This is a genomic window from Burkholderia sp. Bp9004, assembly GCF_003858025.1.
Taxonomy (GTDB): domain Bacteria; phylum Pseudomonadota; class Gammaproteobacteria; order Burkholderiales; family Burkholderiaceae; genus Burkholderia; species Burkholderia diffusa.
This window is the reverse complement of record NZ_QTQD01000019.1, coordinates 1-19,108: the sequence shown is the minus strand read 5'-3', so window position 1 is coordinate 19,108 and position 19,108 is coordinate 1. Positions and strand designations below refer to the sequence as shown.

Annotated in this window: 20 protein-coding genes and 1 pseudogene; 11 read left to right on the top strand and 10 right to left on the bottom strand. The window is 66.3% G+C overall.

All coding sequences use genetic code 11. From position 1 onward, the window contains the following. Positions 1-52: 52 nt before the first annotated feature. Entirely contained in the window at positions 53-1,540 is a 1,488-nt protein-coding gene (locus DIE08_RS20705; protein WP_059600371.1) for a polyhydroxyalkanoate depolymerase, read from the top strand. 97 nt (positions 1,541-1,637) lie between these two features. On the opposite strand, the gene DIE08_RS20700 is transcribed toward DIE08_RS20705, so the two are convergent. Then, positions 1,638-2,270: a TetR family transcriptional regulator gene (locus tag DIE08_RS20700; RefSeq protein ID WP_041490613.1), complete on the bottom strand. Its 633-nt coding sequence runs from the start codon at positions 2,268-2,270 to the stop codon at positions 1,638-1,640. Between the two features lie 156 nt (positions 2,271-2,426). Between DIE08_RS20700 and rsxB the strand changes: the two genes are divergently transcribed. After that, positions 2,427-3,428, top strand: a complete 1,002-nt coding sequence (gene rsxB / locus DIE08_RS20695; RefSeq protein ID WP_124903333.1) for an electron transport complex subunit RsxB — start codon at positions 2,427-2,429, stop codon at positions 3,426-3,428. After that, positions 3,425-4,069, top strand: a complete 645-nt coding sequence (nth, locus tag DIE08_RS20690) for an endonuclease III (RefSeq protein WP_124903331.1) — start codon at positions 3,425-3,427, stop codon at positions 4,067-4,069. Before rsxB ends, nth begins: the two co-directional genes overlap by 4 nt. 108 nt (positions 4,070-4,177) lie before the next feature. Here the strand turns inward: nth and DIE08_RS20685 are convergent, their stop codons facing one another. Further along, positions 4,178-5,107, bottom strand: a complete 930-nt coding sequence (locus tag DIE08_RS20685; protein WP_124903329.1) for a DMT family transporter — start codon at positions 5,105-5,107, stop codon at positions 4,178-4,180. 214 nt (positions 5,108-5,321) lie between these two features. Between DIE08_RS20685 and DIE08_RS20680 the strand changes: the two genes are divergently transcribed. After that, positions 5,322-5,789 (top strand): DUF1841 family protein, encoded by a 468-nt coding sequence (locus DIE08_RS20680; RefSeq protein WP_409360402.1) that lies wholly within the window; start codon positions 5,322-5,324, stop codon positions 5,787-5,789. Positions 5,790-5,861: 72 nt separating this feature from the next. On the opposite strand, the gene DIE08_RS20675 is transcribed toward DIE08_RS20680, so the two are convergent. Together DIE08_RS20675 and DIE08_RS20670 are read right to left on the bottom strand one after the other, a co-directional pair. Continuing rightward, positions 5,862-6,221, bottom strand: coding sequence for a cytochrome c (locus DIE08_RS20675; RefSeq protein ID WP_011885615.1), 360 nt, complete (start codon positions 6,219-6,221; stop codon positions 5,862-5,864). A gap of 40 nt (positions 6,222-6,261) precedes the next feature. Next, complete coding sequence (locus DIE08_RS20670; protein WP_011885616.1) at positions 6,262-6,621, bottom strand: cytochrome c; 360 nt, start codon at positions 6,619-6,621, stop codon at positions 6,262-6,264. Between the two features lie 246 nt (positions 6,622-6,867). Between DIE08_RS20670 and DIE08_RS20665 the strand changes: the two genes are divergently transcribed. The 5 genes from DIE08_RS20665 (at position 6,868) to DIE08_RS20645 (ending at position 11,998) form a co-directional block, all read left to right on the top strand. Continuing rightward, a complete protein-coding gene (locus DIE08_RS20665) occupies positions 6,868-7,710 on the top strand; it encodes a MoxR family ATPase (protein ID WP_124903327.1) in 843 nt (280 codons plus the stop codon). A gap of 21 nt (positions 7,711-7,731) precedes the next feature. Next, the gene (locus DIE08_RS20660; RefSeq protein ID WP_124903325.1) at positions 7,732-8,907 is read left to right on the top strand and encodes a VWA domain-containing protein; all 1,176 of its coding nucleotides are present in this window, start codon (positions 7,732-7,734) and stop codon (positions 8,905-8,907) included. A 57-nt stretch (positions 8,908-8,964) separates the two neighbouring features. Further along, the gene (locus tag DIE08_RS20655) at positions 8,965-10,176 is read left to right on the top strand and encodes a benzoate/H(+) symporter BenE family transporter (protein WP_124903323.1); all 1,212 of its coding nucleotides are present in this window, start codon (positions 8,965-8,967) and stop codon (positions 10,174-10,176) included. Between the two features lie 169 nt (positions 10,177-10,345). Continuing rightward, positions 10,346-11,299 carry a transaldolase gene (tal, locus tag DIE08_RS20650; protein ID WP_124903321.1) on the top strand — a complete coding sequence of 318 codons (954 nt, stop codon included), beginning with the start codon at positions 10,346-10,348 and terminating at the stop codon, positions 11,297-11,299. A 246-nt stretch (positions 11,300-11,545) separates the two neighbouring features. Then, complete coding sequence (locus tag DIE08_RS20645; protein ID WP_059527353.1) at positions 11,546-11,998, top strand: VOC family protein; 453 nt, start codon at positions 11,546-11,548, stop codon at positions 11,996-11,998. 53 nt (positions 11,999-12,051) lie between these two features. Here DIE08_RS20645 and DIE08_RS20640 read toward each other — a convergent pair whose 3' ends face one another. The 4 genes from DIE08_RS20640 to DIE08_RS20625 form a co-directional block, all read right to left on the bottom strand. Continuing rightward, on the bottom strand, positions 12,052-12,564 hold the full coding sequence (locus tag DIE08_RS20640) for a hypothetical protein (protein WP_124903319.1): 513 nt from the start codon (positions 12,562-12,564) through the stop codon (positions 12,052-12,054). 429 nt (positions 12,565-12,993) lie between these two features. Beyond that, entirely contained in the window at positions 12,994-14,544 is a 1,551-nt protein-coding gene (mctP, locus tag DIE08_RS20635; RefSeq protein ID WP_059600361.1) for a monocarboxylate uptake permease MctP, read from the bottom strand. After that, positions 14,541-14,783, bottom strand: a complete 243-nt coding sequence (locus tag DIE08_RS20630) for a DUF3311 domain-containing protein (RefSeq protein ID WP_059600360.1) — start codon at positions 14,781-14,783, stop codon at positions 14,541-14,543. Before DIE08_RS20630 ends, mctP begins: the two co-directional genes overlap by 4 nt. Before the next feature lie 199 nt (positions 14,784-14,982). After that, on the bottom strand, positions 14,983-15,900 hold the full coding sequence (locus DIE08_RS20625) for a hypothetical protein (protein ID WP_059600359.1): 918 nt from the start codon (positions 15,898-15,900) through the stop codon (positions 14,983-14,985). Positions 15,901-16,038: 138 nt separating this feature from the next. Between DIE08_RS20625 and DIE08_RS20620 the strand changes: the two genes are divergently transcribed. Beyond that, entirely contained in the window at positions 16,039-16,293 is a 255-nt protein-coding gene (locus DIE08_RS20620) for a hypothetical protein (protein ID WP_124626901.1), read from the top strand. Between the two features lie 133 nt (positions 16,294-16,426). Here DIE08_RS20620 and DIE08_RS20615 read toward each other — a convergent pair. Then, positions 16,427-16,624, bottom strand: a pseudogene (locus tag DIE08_RS20615) (DNA-deoxyinosine glycosylase); the annotation flags it as partial. Positions 16,625-16,854: 230 nt separating this feature from the next. On the opposite strand from DIE08_RS20615, the gene DIE08_RS20610 reads away from it, so the two are divergent. Next, positions 16,855-18,657, top strand: coding sequence for an alkaline phosphatase (locus tag DIE08_RS20610; RefSeq protein ID WP_124903317.1), 1,803 nt, complete (start codon positions 16,855-16,857; stop codon positions 18,655-18,657). A 92-nt stretch (positions 18,658-18,749) separates the two neighbouring features. Here DIE08_RS20610 and DIE08_RS20605 read toward each other — a convergent pair. Continuing rightward, the coding region (locus DIE08_RS20605; protein WP_124903315.1) for a DNA-deoxyinosine glycosylase at positions 18,750-19,108 on the bottom strand (359 nt) is incomplete at its 5' end.

The window sequence follows — 19,108 nt, the reverse complement described above, 5'->3', positions numbered from 1 at the left end:
GCGACGCCCCACGCCGCCCTTGCGCACCGTCCCCCACGCGGGAGTAGTCTGCATGCTTTACCAACTGCACGAATTCCAGCGGGCGATGTTGAGCCCGCTCACGGCCTGGGCCCAGGCCGCATCCAAATCGTTCGCCAATCCGTCCAGCCCGTTCTCGCTGATGCCCGGCGCGACGCGGATGGCCGCCGCGTACGAGCTCATGTACCGGCTCGGCAAGGATTACGAGAAGCCCGAATTCAACATTCATCAGATCGTCAAGGACGGCCACAACATCCCGATCGTTGAGCAGACGATCGTCGAGAAGCCGTTCTGCCGGCTGCTGCGCTTCAAACGCTATTCGGACGACGCCGATGCCGTCACGCAGTTGAAGGACGAGCCGGTCGTGCTGGTCTGCGCGCCGTTGTCGGGCCACCACTCGACGCTGCTGCGCGACACCGTGCGCACGCTGCTGCAGGATCACAAGGTGTACATCACCGACTGGATCGACGCGCGGATGGTGCCGGTCGAGGTCGGCCCGTTCCACCTGCACGACTACATCGCGTACATCCAGGAATTCATCCGCCACATCGGCGCGCGCAACCTGCACGTGATTTCCGTGTGCCAGCCGACCGTGCCGGTGCTCGCGGCAATCTCGCTGATGGCGAGCCGCGGCGAGGACACGCCGCTCACGATGACGATGATGGGCGGCCCGATCGACGCGCGCCGCAGCCCGACGTCGGTCAATTCGCTCGCGACGCAGCACTCGACCGCGTGGTTCGAGAACAACGTGATCCACACGGTGCCCGCGAACTATCCGGGCGAAGGCCGCCAGGTGTACCCGGGCTTCCTGCAGCACACGGGCTTCGTCGCGATGAATCCGGAACGTCACGCGCAGTCGCACTGGGACTTCTACCAGAGCCTGCTGCGCGGCGACGAGGATGACGCCGAGGCACACCGCCGCTTCTACGACGAGTACAACGCGGTGCTCGACATGGCGGCCGAGTATTACCTCGAGACGATCCGCGTCGTGTTCCAGGAATTCCGGCTCGCGGAAGGCACGTGGGATGTCGAAGGCGAGCGCGTGCGTCCGCAGGACATCAAGCACACCGCGCTGATGACGATCGAGGGCGAACTCGACGACATCTCGGGCAGCGGCCAGACGCACGTCGCGCACGAGCTGTGCACGGGCATCCCGCAGGACGATCGCCGCAGCCTGACCGCCGAGAAGTGCGGTCACTACGGGATCTTCTCGGGCCGCCGCTGGCGCACGATCATTTACCCGCAGCTGCGCGATTTCATCCGCGAGCATGCGCCGGAACCAAAGAACGGCGCGACCAAGGTGCCCGCCGAAGCACCGGCAGCGACGACGCTCACCGCCGTGCCGGCCGGCAAGCCGCAACCCGAGGTGACGGTGCGCGCGACCGCCCCGAAGCGCGCGCGCGCGAAGGCGCCGGCCGTGACGGTTGCGCCCGCCAAGACGGCAACCGCGAAGGCCGCACCGGCCGCGAAACGCGCGGGCGGCACACGCGCCAAAACCGTTCGCGCGCGCAAGGCCGCCTGACGCGCCGCGTTCCGACGCAAAAACGCCGCCGTTGCTTGCGCACGGCGGCGTTTTTTTATCCGGCGGCCAACGGTGAGCCGCTCATCGGCGCGCGGGCTCAGCGTCGCAACAGGTACGCGAGCAGCACCTCGGTGTTCATCCTGACCATCTCCGCACGCTCGTCGGCTTCGCTGAAGTCGCGGCCGAGTGTCGCGGCCAACGTGAAACGGTTCGACACGATGTAGTAGCCGAGCCCCGACAGCGTCACGTAGAAGCGCAGCGGATCGACGTCGCTGCGGAACAGCCCGGCCTTCTGGCCGCGCATCAGCACGTTGCCGAGCTTCGCGACGATCGGCGACATCATCTCGCGGATTCGCGTCGACTTGTGCAGGTAGCGCGCTTCGTGCAGGTTCTCATTGTTGATGAGCCGCAGCAGCTCCGGATGATCGCGGTAGTAATCCCACACGAAATGCGCGAGCCTCGTCACGGCCTCGACGGGCGCGACGCCGTCGAGATCGAGCACGCGCTCGGCCTCGGTCAGCGCGGAGAACGCGTGTTCGAGCACGGCCGTAAACAACTGCTCCTTGCTGCCGAAATAGTAATAGAGCATGCGCTCGTTGGTTTCGGCCCGGCGCGCGATCTGGTCGACGCGCGCGCCGAACAGCCCTCCACTCGCGAACTCTTCGGCTGCCGCCATCAGGATGCGGCGGCGGGTACCTTCAGGATCTCTTTTGATTTTTGGCTGATTCATGGTGGCGTTTTGCTATGTGAGCCGCGTGATCCGGACCGGCACCCCCACCGCCTCGGCGCCGGCTGCCCTGGAACGAGCGCACCGCGTGCGGCCGCCCTCCTGCTGAGCCCCTGCAAAAAAGCGGTTCGATTATGCGCACAGACAGCGTCCAGCGCAATGCGGGAAATCGGCGATAATCGAGGTTTGGCAAACCTTTCCGGCCGCGCCAGACGCGGCCGAGAGCCATTCGGCGCTGCTGCGCCCGTTGTCACCGTGACCGATTCCAAGACCCTCGCAGATCGCATCGAAGATCTGCTTCCCCAGACGCAATGCACGAAGTGCGGCTATGACGGCTGCCGTCCGTACGCGGACGCGATCGCCGCCGGCAACGCGAACTACAACCAGTGCCCGCCCGGCGGCGCCGAAGGCATCGCACGCCTCGCGAGCCTGCTCGGCAAGCCCGTGATCCCGCTGAACCCCGTCAACGGCACCGAGCATCCACGCGCTGTCGCGTTCATCGACGAAAGCCTGTGCATCGGCTGCACGCTGTGCATGCAGGCATGCCCGGTCGACGCGATCGTCGGCGCACCGAAACAGATGCACACGATCGTCGAATCGCTGTGCACCGGCTGCGACCTGTGCGTGCCGCCCTGCCCGGTCGACTGCATCGCGATGGTCCCCGTGACCGACGAGCGCACCGGCTGGGACGCGTGGTCGCAGGAACAGGCGGACGCCGCGCGCGAACGCCACGACCGCCGGCTCGCCCGCCAGCGTCGCGAACGGGAGGCCGCCGAAGCGCGTGCCGCCGCCCGCCGCGCGGCCAGTGCCGGTGCCGGTGCGGCCAAGGCTGCGCCGGCCGCGGCACCGCCTGGCGCACCGGGCGCCGCCCCGGCCGACGATGCCGACGCCAGGAAACGCGCGATCATCGCCGCCGCGCTCGAACGCGCACGCAAGAAGAAGGAAGAACTGTCCGAACGAGGTGCCGGACCGAAGAACACCGAAGGCGTGAGCGCGGCCGTGCAGGCGCAGATCGACGCGGCCGAAGCCCGCCGCAAGCGGCTCGCCGAACAGCAGGCGCAGCGCGACACCGAGGCTGCGGACACCCGTGACGACCACGACGATCCGAACAACGACGACCGGAACGGCCCGACCGCGCCGCCCGGCAAGAACCGTCCATGAACGCCTCCAAACGACGCGCGATCTACGAAACGCTGCAGAGCCTCAATCCGCATCCGACGACCGAGCTCGAATACACGACGCCGTTCGAGTTGCTGATCGCGGTGATGCTGTCCGCGCAGGCAACCGACGTGTCGGTCAACAAGGCGATGCGCAAGATGTTCCCGGTCGCGAACACCCCGCGACAAATCGTCGCGCTCGGTGAAGAAGGCGTCGCCGACTACATCAAGACGATCGGCCTCTACCGCACCAAGGCGAAGAACGTGATCGCGACGTGCAACATCCTGCTCGAGCGCTACGACGGCGAAGTGCCGGCCGATCGCGACGCGCTCGAGAGCCTGCCGGGCGTCGGCCGCAAGACCGCGAACGTCGTGCTGAACACCGCGTTCGGCCAGCCGACGATCGCGGTCGACACGCATATCTTCCGCGTCGCGAACCGCACGGGGCTCGCGCCGGGCAAGGACGTGCGGGCCGTCGAGGCCGCGCTCGAGAAGTTCACGCCGAAGGAATTCCTGCAGGACGCACATCACTGGCTGATTCTGCACGGTCGCTACGTGTGCAAGGCCCGCAAGCCCGAATGCTGGCACTGCGCGATCGAGCCGCTGTGCGAATTCCGGCCGAAGACACCACCGCCGAACGAGTGACCGCCGGCCGCGGCTGACGCGCAGCACGCGGCCGCCCGAGCCGTGCGCGGCGCGCGGCACGACCCGCGAGCGCCGTTGCGGCCCCCACGACTTTCCCCGTTTCCCTGCTTATGCGTTGGACGTCGCCGTCGCGTCGTCGGCCGCCGCGCCGCCCGCACGCACGAGCGCCAGCACGGCCGCGAGGATCGCGACGCCGCCGACCCACTGCAACGGCGACAGCGCCTCGCCGAACAGCAGCGCCGCAAGCGCGACCGTCACGACCGGTTCGAGCGTCGACAGCATCGACGTGCGCGCGGCCCCCAGCCGCTCGAGCCCGGCGAAGAATGCGAGCATCGCCGCGACCGTCGACACCAGCGCGATCGCGAGCATCGACGCCCAGCCGGCGGCCGTCTCCGGCCAGCGCGGCGGCGCGCCGAACGCCGTGGTCCGCACGATCGCGATCACGACGAGCGTCGCGGTCGCCGACAGGCAGATGATCGCGGTGGTCGCGAGCGGATCGACGCCGCGCGTCGCCTTCGTGCCGCCGACGATGTACAGCGAATAGATCACCGCGGCGGCCAGTGCGAGCGCGATGCCGAGCGGCTCGCCGTGGCCGCCGCCGACCATCAGCGCCGAGCCCGCGACACAGAGCACGAGCGCGACCGCCTTCGCGCGCGTGAGGCGCTCGCCGAGCCACCACGCGGCCAACAGCGTGACGGAGGCCGGATACAGGTACAGCAGCAGCGCGACGAGGCTCGCCTGCGCATGCTGGAGCGCGCTGAAATAGCAAAACGACTGCCCGACGTAGCCGAGCGCGCCCATCGCCACGAGCGGTATGAGTGCGCGGCCGCGCGGCCATGCGACGCGGCGGTGCCGGGCGATCGCGGCAAGGACCGCGCCGCCGATCGCGAAGCGCACGATGAGCAGCCCGAGCACGTCGACGCCGGCCGCATACGCATAACGACCGAAGATCGCCATCGCGCCGAATGCGGCGGCGGACAGCGCGACATAGAGCGCGCCCTGCAGCGCGGCGGACGATGAGCGGACGGTGGCGGACATGACGGAACGGTGTGAGCGCGACGACGGGAATCGTCGGAGTTTAACGGCCCGGTGGCCGGCAGCCTAGCCCGCGCTTACCCGTTGCGCCGCGCCGCGGCCCGCGCTGGCCGACTCCAGTTGACGTCGCCCGCGCTATGCCACGGCGGGCGCCCCGCCCGCGCGCCGCCCGCCGCCAGCGCCGTGCGCCGACCCGGCGTACAATGCGCGACGCGGCATGACGCCGCCCGAATCACGACGCATCCCCACCATGTTCAATCCGAGTCGCGACGAAGTCCGTCGCTTTTTCACCGAGACCTGGCGCAAGCAGCGCGCCGGCGAGATCCTGACGCCGCTGGAAGCGATGGCAGCCGACTGGATCGTCGAGCATCCCGAATACCACGACGACCTCGCGGACGCCGACGGCGCCGCCGCGCGCAACTACACGCCCGAGGAAGGCCGCACGAACCCGTTCCTGCACCTGTCGATGCACCTCGCGATCAGCGAGCAGTTGTCGATCGACCAGCCGCCCGGCATCCGCGCCGCGCACGACAAGCTGGCCGCGAAGCTCGATTCGACCCACGAGGCGCAGCACATGATCATGGAATGCCTCGGCGAGACGATCTGGGAAGCGCAGCGCACCGGCACGCCGCCCGATACGGACGCGTACCTGCAGCGCATCCTGCGCCGCGCGTCGCGCGACTGAGCGCCGCGGACAAAAAAATACCCCGCCGCGGCGGGGTACTCTGGCTGCACGGACCGGGAAGGTCCGATGCGCTTACTTCTTGAAGACGAGATCGGTCTCTTTCAGCGACTCGATGTAGGCCGCGATGTCCTTCATGTCGCTGACCGACAGGTTCTGCACCTGCGCCTGCATGATCGCGTTATTGCGACCGAGCAGCGGGTTCGTCAGCCCCATCTGGTACTGGCGCATCGCCCACACGAGGTAGTCGGCGTGCTGGCCGGCGAGGCGCGGATACTCTGCGTTGATCGGCTTGTTCAGCTGCGCGCCGTGGCAGGCCGCGCAATTGTGCGACTCGACCAGCTCCTTGCCCTTCGTGGTGTCCGCCGCATGCGCGGTACCGATCGCGAGGCCGGCCGCCAGTGCAACCGCCGCCGTCTTGAATGCGTTATTCATGAATGCTCCTGTCCCGCCGGTCAGATCGGCGGCGCGCGCTTTACTTGTAGGGATTGTCCTTCGTGTCGGCCTTCTGGGCGGCGTAGTAAGCCGCCAGATCCGCGATGTCCTGGTCCGTCAGCGAACCGGCGATCGCATTCATCGACGGGAAGTGGCGATCCTTCTTGCGGTAGGCCTTCAGCGCGTTCTCGAGGTATTGCTGGTTCTGGCCGCCGAGGACCGGCACCCGGTAGACCTCCGGGTACGCCGCGCGGTAATCCTGGATGCCGTGGCAACCGATGCACATGGCGGCCTTGCTCGCCCCGTCCTTCGGGTTGCCGACCACACCGGCCGCCTGCGCGCTGCCCGCGAGCGCCACGAGCGCTGCGACAACGACGTGTTTGCCGACGAATTTGTTCATAGCTCTTGTAACCTAGCTTGAGGGGAAACTGGCGCCGAAGCGGCAACGGCCCGCGCCGTTTTGCTTATCGGATCGCCACGCAGGCCAAAAAAAACGGCCAGATTGTACCGCGTCGGCGGGGAACGCGTCCATATGGCGCCCCAGTCCGGCCCCGCCGCAACCCCGCAACGATACGCGGCCCCGGGCCAACCGGACAGCCCTTCTGACTTATACTGGGTTTTTTTGCGACCAGGAAAGAGCGCCGCCATGCGTTTCGAAGGATCCTCGCACTACGTCGCCACCGACGACCTGAAGCTCGCGGTCAACGCCGCGCTGACGCTGCAACGCCCGCTGCTGATCAAGGGCGAGCCCGGCACCGGCAAGACCATGCTCGCCGAGGAAGTGGCGGCCGCGCTCGACATGCCGCTGTTGCAGTGGCACATCAAGTCGACGACGAAGGCGCAGCAGGGCCTGTACGAATACGACGCGGTATCGCGGCTGCGCGACTCGCAGCTCGGCGACGAACGCGTGAAGGACATCTCGAACTACATCGTCAAGGGCGTGCTGTGGCAGGCGTTCGACGCCGAGCACCCGAGCGTGCTGCTGATCGACGAGATCGACAAGGCCGACATCGAATTCCCGAACGACCTGCTCCGCGAGCTCGACCGGATGGAATTCCACGTGTACGAGACGCGCGAGACGGTACGCGCGAAGCACCGCCCGCTCGTGATCATCACGTCGAACAACGAGAAGGAACTGCCCGACGCGTTCCTGCGCCGCTGCTTCTTCCACTACATCCAGTTTCCCGATCCGTCGACGATGCAGCAGATCGTCGCGGTCCACTTTCCGAACATCCGCGAAGAATTGCTGCAGGCGGCGCTGCAAAGTTTCTTCGAATTGCGCGGCGTGTCGGGGCTGAAGAAGAAGCCGTCGACGTCCGAACTCCTCGACTGGCTCAAGCTGCTGCTCGCCGAGAACATCCCGGCCGACGCGCTGCGCGGCGCCGACGCGAAGCAGATCGTGCCGCCGCTCGCGGGCGCGCTGCTGAAGAACGAGCAGGATCTGAGCCTGCTCGAGCGGCTCGTCTACATGAACCGGCACAACCGGTAACCCACCCGCGAAGGCCCGGCCATGCTGCTCAATTTCTTCTACGCGCTGCGCGCAGCCAAGCTGCCCGTCTCGGTGAAGGAATACCTGACGCTGCTCGAATCGCTGAAGGCTGGCCTGATCTCGCCGTCGATCGACGCGTTCTACTTCCTCGCACGGATGACGCTCGTCAAGGACGAGCAGTACTTCGACAAGTTCGACCAGGCGTTCGGCGCGTATTTCCATGGCGTGTCCGTGCTGCCGTCCGAAGCGTTCGACATCCCGCTCGACTGGCTCGAGAAGCGCCTCGAGCGCGAGCTGTCGCCGGAGGAAAAGGCGCAGATCGAAGCGATGGGCGGGCTCGACAAGCTGATGGAGCGCCTGAAGGAACTGCTCGACGAGCAGAAGGAACGCCACGAAGGCGGCAACAAGTGGATCGGCACCGGCGGCACGTCGCCGTTCGGGCACGGCGGCTACAACCCGGAAGGCGTGCGCATCGGCGGCCCGTCGAACGGCAACCGCACCGCCGTCAAGGTGTGGGAGGCGCGCGCGTACCGCGACTACGACGATTCGGTCGAAATCGGCACGCGCAACATCAAGGTCGCGTTGCGGCGCCTGCGCCGCTTCGCGCGCGAAGGCGCGGCCGAGGAGCTCGACCTGCCCGGCACGATCCGCAGCACGGCCGCGAACGCCGGCTGGCTCGACTTGCGGATGGTGCCCGAGCGTCACAACAACGTGAAGGTGCTGATGCTGCTCGACGTCGGCGGCTCGATGGACGACCATATCAGGCGCACCGAAGAGCTGTTCTCGGCCGCGAAGGCCGAATTCAAGCACCTGGAGTTCTACTACTTCCACAACTGCGTGTACGACCACCTGTGGAAGAACAACCGCCGTCGTCACTCGGAGCGCACCGCGACGTGGGACGTGCTGCACAAGTTCACGCCCGACTACAAGCTGATCTTCGTCGGCGACGCGACGATGAGCCCGTATGAGGTGCTGCAGCCCGGCGGCTCGGTCGAATACAACAACCCGGAAGCAGGCGCCGTCTGGCTGCGCCGCCTCGCGGACCAGTTCCCCCACCATGCCTGGCTGAACCCCGAGCCCGAGCGGCTATGGGAGTACCGGCAATCGGTCGCGGTGATCCGCGACCTGCTCGGCCAGCGCATGTATCCGCTCACGCTCGCGGGCCTCGAAACCGCGATGCGCGCACTCAGCAAATAACGAACCCGCCCTGCAGACACGAAGGCCGCGTCAGAGCGGCCTCTCCCCGGAGATAGCATGAACCCTTCGCCCACCGCGAGCGCTGGCCGCGCCGGCGGCCGCCGCTTTTTCACCGACACGTCCGTCTCCGCGCTCGTCGCCGGCTTCGTCGCGATGATGACGGGCTACACGAGCTCGCTCGTGCTGATGTTTCAGGCCGGCCGCGCCGCGCACCTGACCGACGCGCAAATCTCGTCGTGGATCTGGGCGCTGTCGATCGGCATGGCGCTGACGACGATCGGCCTGTCGCTGCGCTTTCGCGCGCCTGTCGTGGTCGCATGGTCGACGCCCGGCGCCGCGCTGCTGATCGCGTCGCTGCCCGGCGTGCCGTACCCCGAGGCCATCGGCGCGTTCGTCGTGTGCGCGCTGCTGCTGACCGCGGTCGGCGTGAGCGGGCTGTTCGACACGCTGATGCGGCGCATTCCGGCCGGCATCGCGGCCGCCTTGCTCGCGGGCATCCTGTTCGAGATCGGCATCGAGATCTTCCGCGCCGCGCAGTTCCAGACCGCGCTCGTGCTCGCGATGTTCTTCACCTCCCTGATCGTCAAGCGACTCGCGCCGCGCTACGCGATCGTCACGACGCTGATCGTCGGCACTGCGGTGGCCGGCGGCCTCGGCCTGCTCGACTTCAGCCGCTTCCACATCGCGCTCGCGCAGCCCGTGTTCACGATGCCCGCGTTCTCGATCGCATCGATCGTCAGCATCGGCATTCCGCTGTTCGTCGTCGCGATGGCATCGCAGAACGTGCCCGGCATCGCCGTGCTGCGCGCGGACGGTTATTCGACGCCGTCGTCGCCCCTCATCGCGACCACGGGTCTCGCATCGCTGCTGCTCGCGCCGTTCGGCTCGCACGGCGTGAACCTCGCGGCGATCACCGCCGCGATCTGCACCGGCCCCGAAGCGCACGAGGATCACGCGAAGCGCTACACGGCCGCCGTGTGGTGCGGCACGTTCTACCTGGTCGCCGGGATCTTCGGCGCGACGATCGCCGCGCTGTTCGCGGCGCTGCCGAAGGCGCTCGTCGTGTCGGTCGCCGCGCTCGCGCTGTTCGGCTCGATCATGAGCGGGCTCGCAAATGCGATGCAGGACGTGAAGCAGCGCGAAGCCGCGCTCGTCACGTTCATGGTCACCGCGTCGGGCCTCACGCTGCTGTCGATCGGCTCGGCGTTCTGGGGGCTCGTCGCGGGGATCGTCACGCAGGTGATCCTGAACGCGCGGCGCCCCGCGTAGCGCCGCATGGCGCGGCCCCGCACCGCAAACGGCACGCCGAAACGTGCACGACGCGATTCGGGCCTAAAATAGCGGATCGGAGGTGGCGCCCGGGCGCCGCCTCGCTTCGCTGCCGCGCTCGCGCGGCCCGTGAGAACCCCGGCGCCTTGCGCCCTCCTCCCGAATCGCCATGACTACCGCACTCGACCAGCTGAAGCAATATACGACCGTCGTCGCCGACACGGGCGATTTCCAGCAGCTTGCGCAATACAAGCCGCAGGACGCGACCACGAACCCGTCGCTGATCCTGAAGGCCGTCCAGAAGGACGCGTACAAGCCGATCCTCGAGAAAACCGTCCGCGATCATCGCAACGAAAGCACCGATTTCATCATCGACCGCCTGCTGATCGCATTCGGCACCGAGATCCTGAAGCTGATCCCGGGCCGCGTGTCGACCGAGGTCGATGCGCGCCTGTCGTTCGACACGCAGCGCTCGATCGACAAGGGTCGCGAACTCATCAAGCTTTACGAAGCCGCCGGCATCGGCCGCGAGCGCATCCTGATCAAGCTCGCGTCGACGTGGGAAGGCATTCGCGCGGCCGAGGTGCTGCAGAAGGAAGGGATCAAGTGCAACATGACCCTGCTTTTCTCGCTCGTCCAGGCCGCCGCATGCGCGGAAGCCGGCGCGCAACTGATCTCGCCGTTCGTCGGCCGCATCTACGACTGGTACAAGAAGCAGGCCGGGGCCGACTGGGATGAAGCGAAGAACGGCGGTGCGAACGATCCGGGCGTGCAGTCGGTGCGAGGCATCTACACGTACTACAAGACGTTCGGCTACAACACCGAAGTGATGGGCGCGAGCTTCCGCACGACGAGCCAGATCACCGAGCTCGCGGGCTGCGACCTGCTGACGATCAGCCCCGATTTGCTGCAGAAGCTGCAGGAAAGCAACGATACGGTGGCACGCAAGCTGTCGCCGGACGCGCTGCAGGACAAGCCGACCGAGCGCGTCGCCATCGACGAGGCATCGTTCCGCTTCCAGTTGAACGACGAAGCGATGGCAACGGAAAAACTGGCCGAGGGCATCCGCGTGTTCGCCGCCGACGCGGTGAAGCTCGAGAAGCTGATCGATGCACTGCGCTGAACCGCGCTGCACGTGACGGTTGTCAGTTGAACTGTCAGCAAGCCTGACAACAGCCGTCAGCAAGCGTGACGAACGGCCGCGAACTCCGTGTTCGCGGCCGTTTTTATTTTTCATTCCATCGTCAAGCGCGCGCACTACAATCCACGTCACGAGTGCGCCGGCCGCATCCCGGCGTGCTCTTCCCGGTCAATCTTGGAAGTACCCGGGCCGGCACCGACACGCCGGCCCGGCCAACAGGAGACAACGATGCAGGTCCAACCGTATCTGACGTTCTACGGCCGCGCGGAAGAGGCCCTTCAGTTCTACGAAAAGGCGCTCGGCGCGAAGACGATGTTCAAGATGCACTTCAAGGACGCGCCGCCGAATCCCGACTACCCGATGTCGCCGGAGATGAGCGACAAGGTGATGCATGCGAGCTTCACGATCGGCGACTCGATGATCATGTGCTCGGACGGCGACTGCAGCCAGCCGGGCGGCACGCATTCGGGTTATTCGCTGTCGCTGAACCCGGCGACGGTCGAGGAAGGCCAGAAGCTGTTCAATGCGCTCGCCGACGGCGGCGAAGTGACGATGCCGTTCGGCAAGACGTTCTGGGCGCTCGGCTTCGGCATGGCGAAGGATCGTTTCGGCGTGCACTGGATGGTCAACGTCGAAGATCTCTCGCAACGCGAGGATCTCGCGAAACGCGCGGGGCAGTAACGCACGCGCGCCGCCCGGACCGCCGCGCAAGCGCCGTGATCCGGGCGGCCTCGCTACTTGCGCAGCGCCTCCGCCAGCGCCCGCTCCAGCGTGCCGTTCGAGTGGCACGCGACGCGCGCGCTCTTCTGCTTGCCGGCCGCGACCACGCTGGCCGTGCCCGCGACGTCGATCGACACGGCCACGCCTTGCGTGGCGTCGTCGATGCGCGTCACGACCTTCAGCGTGTGTGTCACGTTCGACGTCTGCTTCAGCTCGGAGCAATCCAGGAAATTCGCTGCGTTCGGATAATCGGCATAGGCGGCGGCCAGGAGCCCCGCGTCGCGATCGCTGACGCGCACGGCAAGCTTGTGGTCCGCGTAGAACTGCGCGACGGCCGTCCATACTTCGTCATACTTGCGATTGCCGATTACGATGCCCGACGCATCGTCGGCGCCGTGCGCGCCGTCGGACGTATCCTGCCGCTGCGGCGGCGCATCGCGCGCCGCGTACCGCTGTCCTGGACCGTAGACTGAAATGCAGCCGGCGAGCATCGCGCACAGCAGCGCGGCCGGCAAGATCGTTTTCATCGGGCCCACCATCACCGGTAATACATGTTCGCGCAGCCGGCGAGCAGGATCGGGGCGACGAGCACCCACATCAACAGGACTCTCATCGTTCGCCTCACCGGTAGTACGCGTTCACGCAACCGGCAAGCGCGGCGCACCACAGGCCAAGCACCAGCAACCCAATCTTCATCATTGCATCCCTCATGTAGTCGAATCGTGTCGAGATCGAATCACCCGGCGTGGCCGGGCGGGACGCAATACTGGCAAACGGGAAGCGCAGCTTCCAATCGGTCTTCCACCGATTTTCGCCGCGGCGCGACTATTCTAGAATCGCTTGGAGATCAACGGAAACGGAAGCACGGCCGCACGGGGCGTTCACGGCGGACCATGCAAAACGCCCGCGATTTGCGTCGCGGGCGCCGTGTCGAAACTGCAACAGCCGGGAGGCGTTCAGCCCTCGGCGACGTCGAGGTAATCCTCCGGCCGCGTGCGGTCCTCCGCGTGCGCCATGCCCATCATGCGCACCAGCACGCTCACCGCCACCGACACCACCAGGTTCACGACCAGCGACCACACGGCCGCGTAGCCGGGAATCGCGAGACCGAACAGGTGGATCGTGAAGATCGAGCTGGCCAGCTTCAGCGAAATCGCCATCCACGTGCCGCACACGATGCCTGCCGCCCAGCCGGCCAGCAGGCCGCGATGGTCGAGCACGCGCGTGTACAGGCCGAGCACGATCGCCGGCAGCGTCTGGATGATCCAGATCCCACCGAGCAGCTGCAACTGGATCGCGTACGTCAACGGCAGCCCGAGGATGAACGCGACCGCGCCGACCTTCACGATCAGCGACACGAGTTTCGCGACGTGCGTCTCCTGATCGTGCGTCATGTTGCGGTTCACGAACTCGCGGTGGATGTTGCGCGTGTACAGGTTCGCGGCCGCGATCGACATGATCGCCGCCGGCACCAGCGCGCCGATGCCGATCGCCGCGAACGCGACGCCGACGAACCACGACGGGAAATACTCGAGGAACAGCGCGGGCACCGCGAAGTTCGGGCCGAACGCCTTGAAGTACGGCGCGTACTGCGGCATGTCCTTCACGCCCGCCGCGAGCGCCATGTAGCCGAGCAGCGCGAGCAGGCCGAGCACGAACGAGTACGCGGGCAGCATCGCCATGTTGCGGCGGATCGAGTTGCCCGACGCCGACGACAGGATCGCCGTGACCGAGTGCGGATACAGGAACAGCGCGAGCGCGGAGCCGATCGCGAGCGTCGCATACGCGCTGTAGCCGTTCAGGCTCGTCGCATCGGGCGCTTTCAGCAGCAGCTTCGCCGGCGGCACCGACGCGAAGATGTGGCTGAAGCCGCCGAGCTTCGCGGGGATGACGATGACCGCCGCCGCGATCGTGATGTAGATCAGGATGTCCTTCACGATCGCGATCATCGCGGGCGCGCGCAGCCCCGACGTGTAGGTGTATGCGGCGAGAATCGCGAACGCGATGATGAGCGGCAGGTCGCCGACGAAGCCGGTCGTGTCGAAACCCAGCGCGCCGATCACGACTTCGATGCCGACGAGCTGCAGCGCGATGTACGGCATCGTCGCGAGGATGCCCGTCACCGCGATCGCGAGCGCGAGCATCCGGCTGCCGTAACGCGCGTTGACGAAGTCGGCGGCCGTCACGTAGCCGTGCCGCTTCGCGATGCTCCACAGCTTCGGAAACACGACGAACGCGAACGGGTAGATCAGGATCGTGTACGGCAACGCGAAGAAGCCCATCGCGCCGGCGCCGAACACGAGCGCGGGCACCGCGACGAACGTGTAGGCCGTGTAGAGGTCGCCGCCGAGCAGGAACCACGTGACGATCGTACCGAAGCGGCGGCCGCCGAGCCCCCATTCGTCGAGGTGGGCGAGATCGCCGCGCCGCCAGTTCGCGGCGAGAAAACCGAGTATGGTGACACCGATGAACAGGAGTACGAAGACGAAGGTCGCGCCGAGATTCATCGCGCACCTCCCTGCGTGCCGCCTGCCTTCCATGCGTGCTTGGTCTTGAAATACACGAACGCGGTGATCACCGCGCTAATGAACACCCACAGCAACTGGTACCAGTAGAAAAACGGAAAACCCAACCATTGCGGTTCGATCTTGCTGTACGAAGGCACCCAGACCATCGCGATCAGCGGCAGCACCAGCAGCCAGAGCCAGCGCTTGGCGGCCCGATTGGCGTCGGCATCGTGAGCCATGACGTCTCCTCATCTTTCCCGGTTATCGATCTTGTCAAGCGGGTACGGCGGCGAGAGGAGGGGCAAAACGGGTAAGCTGCGGCTCCCCTGGCTTCGCGCCAGTATAGGAGCCGCGAGCGAGCGGTCAAGCAGGGGCGAACCCGAGGTGATCCGCCCCCCAGTCAAGCGGTTGCACCGGCATGCGACCGGTGCATGAGCGTCAGATCGCGAACGAGGATTCGCGTGCGCCGGTCGTTTCTTTCAAAGCTTTCACCCACTTGCGCGCGGGGAGCTTCAGCGTGTCCTCGATCAGCTTCGCGCGGGCTTCCAGCTGCGCGAACGACACGTCGAGCGCGGGGCCCGAGAACGCGATCGCGATCCGGTTGCCGTCGTGCACTTCCGGCAGCGCGATCACGCGATGGTCGAACGCCGCGTTCAGATGCTTCATGTTGCGCACGAAGCTCGGATGGTCGCCGAACAGGTTGATCGTCGCGACGCCCGCGTCGGCGAGGCAGCCGCGCACCGCACGGTAGAACGCCACGCTGTCGAGCACCGGGCCGCGGGCGGTCGCGTCGTACAGGTCGATCTGCAATGCGCCCGTCGTGCCGCGGTTGGCCGGATCGTTGACGAAATCCCATGCATCGGCTTCATGCACGACGAGGCGTGCGTCATCGGGCGGCAGCGCGAACATCGTGCGCGCCGCGACGATCACGGCCGGGTTCAGTTCGACGGCCTCGACCTTCGCGTGCGGCAGGAAGCGGTGCGAGAACTTGGTGAGCGCGCCGGTGCCGAGCCCGAGTTGGACGATCCGCTCGGGCGTTTCGAGGAACAGCAGCCACGCCATCATCTGCTGCGCGTATTCGAGCTCGATGTGCAGCGGCTTCGAGATCCGCATCGCACCCTGCACCCATTCGGTACCGAAGTGCAGGAAGCGCACGCCGCGCTCTTCGGAGAACGTGACGGGTGCGAAGCGCGGCTTGCGCGGCGCCTCGAGGACGGGCACGTCGTCGTGTTCGTCGATCTCCGGACGGCGCTTCACGCGCGGCGGCTGAAGCTTTTCGGAGCCGTTGTAGGCGGCCGGCTTGCGTTGCTTGAACGCGCGCGCCTCGGCGGACGCGCGCTTGATCAGTCGGGTCATGTGTGAATCTCGCTGGGTGAAGCTGGTTTTGGCGGACGAGAGGATAGCATTGGCGGGGGATGGTGGCCGTGCCGCATGCCCTGCATGACTTCGAATCCGGTTGGCGCTACGCTGCACTCGGTGATCCAGGGAGGACGCATGAACTCGAACGGCAAAAGGATCTGGTTTCCGGCAAAGCGCTACGGATGGGGCTGGGGGTTGCCGGTCGCATGGCAGGGATGGGTCGTGTTGCTGCTGTTCGCGATCGGGATCCTCGCCACCGCGTGGCTCGTGCCGCCGCAACGCTCGCCGCTTGCATACGGCACCTGCGTCGTGGTGTGGGTCGCGCTGCTGATTGCAGTGTGCCTGCTCAAGGGCGAGAAGCCCCGGTGGCGATGGGGCGACGACGAGTGATCGGCGCGACGATATCCGCCGAATCGTCCGATCAACAGGCGTTCGACGGCACGGCATCAGCAAGCCGCTGACCATCGTCATGGCGAACATGGCCCGCCATTGGCTGAGCCATGACGAAGTCGCGGCGATGCTGGTCGGCAAGCGCGTGACGTTCGTGCGGATTCGCATTCCGGATCGCAGAATCGAGACTGCCTTGCCGATGGCACGCATCGAGGACGTCCCAGATGCCGATGCCGTGCGAAAGCACGCGCTCGAGCCGCGCGTCGTACACAAGCTCGTGCAGCCCCGGCTCGCCGAGCACGGCACCGAGCAACCGCCAGAGCTGGTTGCGGTTTGGGTCGATTTGACATCAGATCAATCGCTGCGAGGCCCACGGCATCGAAACGGAATGGCTAACGACTTTTCACGAGCAGATCTTCGAGGTAGTGTCGTAAATCGACCATTCCCCCCGCTCGTGCCCGGTGGCGGGAGGCAGGATTGCAGAGCGAGAGACGCAATCGCATACTGCCGCATCGCGACGCGCCTCTCCTGGCATCCACGGTATGTCGATCGGGAGGATCGATGGATCGCCGCCATTTCCTCAAGTCGTCGACCTTTTTCACGGTTGCGGCAGCCACCGGTACGCTTGGCGTTCCGCGGTCGGCCCCGTCTGCCAGCACCGTGCGCAAAGGCCGGTATCGGTTCCCGCAGGGCGTCGCCAGCGGCGATCCGCGCGATCGCTCCGTCGTGTTCTGGACGCGATGCGTGCCGGTCTCCGAGGACGCGCGGCACCGCGCAAAAGGCGTCGCGGACACGGTACGGTTACGGCTCGAAGTATCGACGCGGCCGGATTTCGCGGCTCTCGTCGCCAGCGTACCGTTGACGGCACGCGCCACCTATGACTTCACCGTGCGCGCGAAGGTAACGGCGCTCTCACCGAATATCACGTACCACTACCGGTTCGTCGCCGGCGCCGACGTGAGCGCCACCGGCGTCGCGCGCACGGCTCCGGATGCCCACGAGGCCAACGACCGCGTTCGCTTCGCATGGCTCACCTGCCAGGACTGGAGCATCAATCACTGGCAAGCCATGAGCCTGCTGGCAGCCGAAAGCGATCTCGATTTCGTCGTGCATGTGGGCGATTACATCTATGAAACGGTCGGGGCCTCAAGACCCGGCGCGGTCGAGGCGGCGCATCCTCCGCTGCGCCTGCCTGACGGAAAGCCTCTCGCCGATGGCCGCGTGTACGCCGATACGCTCGAAGACTATCGAACGCTCTACCGCACCTATCGTGCCGACCCTCGCTTGCAGACGCTGCACCGGCGCCTGCCGATGATCGCGATATGGGACGACCACGAGTTCTCCGACGACTGCTGGCAGGATCATCAGGTCTACACCAACGAAGAGAGGCAGGAGACGCAGCGTCGCCGCAACGCCAGTCGCGCGTGGGCGGAGTACATGCCGGTGGACTGGAGCGACGTGCGCTTCGAACCGGACAATCCGTCGTACACCAACATTCGTATCTATCGCGAATTTCGCTTCGGCATGCTGATGCATCTCGTGATGACGGACGAGCGGCTGTATCGCGACGACCATGTCGTCAGCGAGGCGGCTGTCGCGCGCACACACGGGCACGACCCGGTCAAAGGCGATGACGCGGCCGGCTCGCGCTACTTCGTCAACCAGAATGTGCTGCAGCGCTTCGAGGCGCGGGATACCGAGCAGCTCGGTCGCGCGCCGTCGATGCTTGGCGCGGAGCAGACGCAATGGTGGAAAGCCACGCTAAAGGGTTCGCCTGCGACCTGGAAGGTGTGGGGCAACGAGGTGATGTTGAACCGTCTGTGGGCCGTGATGCCAGGCGCGCCAAAGACACCGGCAGCACGCCTCGTGGTCGATTGCGACGCATGGGACGGCTATCCGGCGCACAAACACGAACTGCTCTCATACTTGAACGAGCAGGGGATCCGCAACGTCGTCGCGATCAGCGGGGACCTGCACGCGTTTCAGTGTGGCGTCGTGCGGGACGACCCCGACCCGGAAAAAGGTACGCCCGTGGCCGTCGATTTCGTTTGCGCAGGCATCAGCAGCGCGTCCTTCTATTCCTACCTGAAAGCCGCATGGGGCGGCACGCCGCTTGCGTCGCTGGCCGCCACTCCGGCCAAACTCGACACCTTCCTGATGACGAACAACCCCGACCTGCGCTACGCCGACCACGACGCACAGGGCTATGCGTCGGCCACCGTCACGCCGGAGTGTTTTTCCGTGGTGTTCAACAAAGTGAGGCCGTTGAACCCGGACGGCACCGCTCCCGCGGATGCCCTGCTCGACCGCACGCGGCTGACCGTCCCCAAGGACTCGGTCGAGGTACGCGTCGAACGCGTCTAGCTTCACGCTTCAGCAATGGCGCATGTTCGCGCAGCGCATCGAAAACTGGTTGAGGTTTGGGCTGATTCGACACCCGGAGACCATCCATGCAATCAGGATTCGACTTCGCGCCAACGCAGCAGCTTTTGCTCGAACGAAAGCGAAGCATTTGCCGGGCTCGAAGACGGCAGAACGAGCGTTTCGTAACCGGCTGCGCCGATCACTTCAGCAAACCGCCCCGCCGTCTTGCCGTTGAAGCAGACCTTCTTCAGCAACGGCGCATGCTCACGCAATGAGTCGAAGTCGTTCGGCTTCGCATGCCGGATCGCCGAATCGAGACTGCCTTCGCGATGGCACGCGGCCAGCACGTCCCAGATGCCGATGCCGTGCGAAAGCACGCGCTCGAGCCGCGCGTCGTACACAAGCTCGTGCAGCCCCGGCTCGCCGAGCACGGCACCGAGCAACCGCCAGA

What these genes read in the sequence shown, in the direction of transcription:
- DIE08_RS20705 (WP_059600371.1), top strand. Translation starts at nt 53, where the DNA reads ATGCTTTACCAACTGCACGAATTCCAGCGGGCGATGTTGAGCCCGCTC.
- DIE08_RS20700 (WP_041490613.1), bottom strand. Translation starts at nt 2,270, where the DNA reads ATGAATCAGCCAAAAATCAAAAGAGATCCTGAAGGTACCCGCCGCCGC.
- rsxB (WP_124903333.1), top strand. Translation starts at nt 2,427, where the DNA reads ATGCGGGAAATCGGCGATAATCGAGGTTTGGCAAACCTTTCCGGCCGC.
- nth (WP_124903331.1), top strand. Translation starts at nt 3,425, where the DNA reads ATGAACGCCTCCAAACGACGCGCGATCTACGAAACGCTGCAGAGCCTC.
- DIE08_RS20685 (WP_124903329.1), bottom strand. Translation starts at nt 5,107, where the DNA reads ATGTCCGCCACCGTCCGCTCATCGTCCGCCGCGCTGCAGGGCGCGCTC.
- DIE08_RS20680 (WP_409360402.1), top strand. Translation starts at nt 5,322, where the DNA reads ATGACGCCGCCCGAATCACGACGCATCCCCACCATGTTCAATCCGAGT.
- DIE08_RS20675 (WP_011885615.1), bottom strand. Translation starts at nt 6,221, where the DNA reads ATGAATAACGCATTCAAGACGGCGGCGGTTGCACTGGCGGCCGGCCTC.
- DIE08_RS20670 (WP_011885616.1), bottom strand. Translation starts at nt 6,621, where the DNA reads ATGAACAAATTCGTCGGCAAACACGTCGTTGTCGCAGCGCTCGTGGCG.
- DIE08_RS20665 (WP_124903327.1), top strand. Translation starts at nt 6,868, where the DNA reads ATGCGTTTCGAAGGATCCTCGCACTACGTCGCCACCGACGACCTGAAG.
- DIE08_RS20660 (WP_124903325.1), top strand. Translation starts at nt 7,732, where the DNA reads ATGCTGCTCAATTTCTTCTACGCGCTGCGCGCAGCCAAGCTGCCCGTC.
- DIE08_RS20655 (WP_124903323.1), top strand. Translation starts at nt 8,965, where the DNA reads ATGAACCCTTCGCCCACCGCGAGCGCTGGCCGCGCCGGCGGCCGCCGC.
- tal (WP_124903321.1), top strand. Translation starts at nt 10,346, where the DNA reads ATGACTACCGCACTCGACCAGCTGAAGCAATATACGACCGTCGTCGCC.
- DIE08_RS20645 (WP_059527353.1), top strand. Translation starts at nt 11,546, where the DNA reads ATGCAGGTCCAACCGTATCTGACGTTCTACGGCCGCGCGGAAGAGGCC.
- DIE08_RS20640 (WP_124903319.1), bottom strand. Translation starts at nt 12,564, where the DNA reads ATGAAAACGATCTTGCCGGCCGCGCTGCTGTGCGCGATGCTCGCCGGC.
- mctP (WP_059600361.1), bottom strand. Translation starts at nt 14,544, where the DNA reads ATGAATCTCGGCGCGACCTTCGTCTTCGTACTCCTGTTCATCGGTGTC.
- DIE08_RS20630 (WP_059600360.1), bottom strand. Translation starts at nt 14,783, where the DNA reads ATGGCTCACGATGCCGACGCCAATCGGGCCGCCAAGCGCTGGCTCTGG.
- DIE08_RS20625 (WP_059600359.1), bottom strand. Translation starts at nt 15,900, where the DNA reads ATGACCCGACTGATCAAGCGCGCGTCCGCCGAGGCGCGCGCGTTCAAG.
- DIE08_RS20620 (WP_124626901.1), top strand. Translation starts at nt 16,039, where the DNA reads ATGAACTCGAACGGCAAAAGGATCTGGTTTCCGGCAAAGCGCTACGGA.
- DIE08_RS20610 (WP_124903317.1), top strand. Translation starts at nt 16,855, where the DNA reads ATGGATCGCCGCCATTTCCTCAAGTCGTCGACCTTTTTCACGGTTGCG.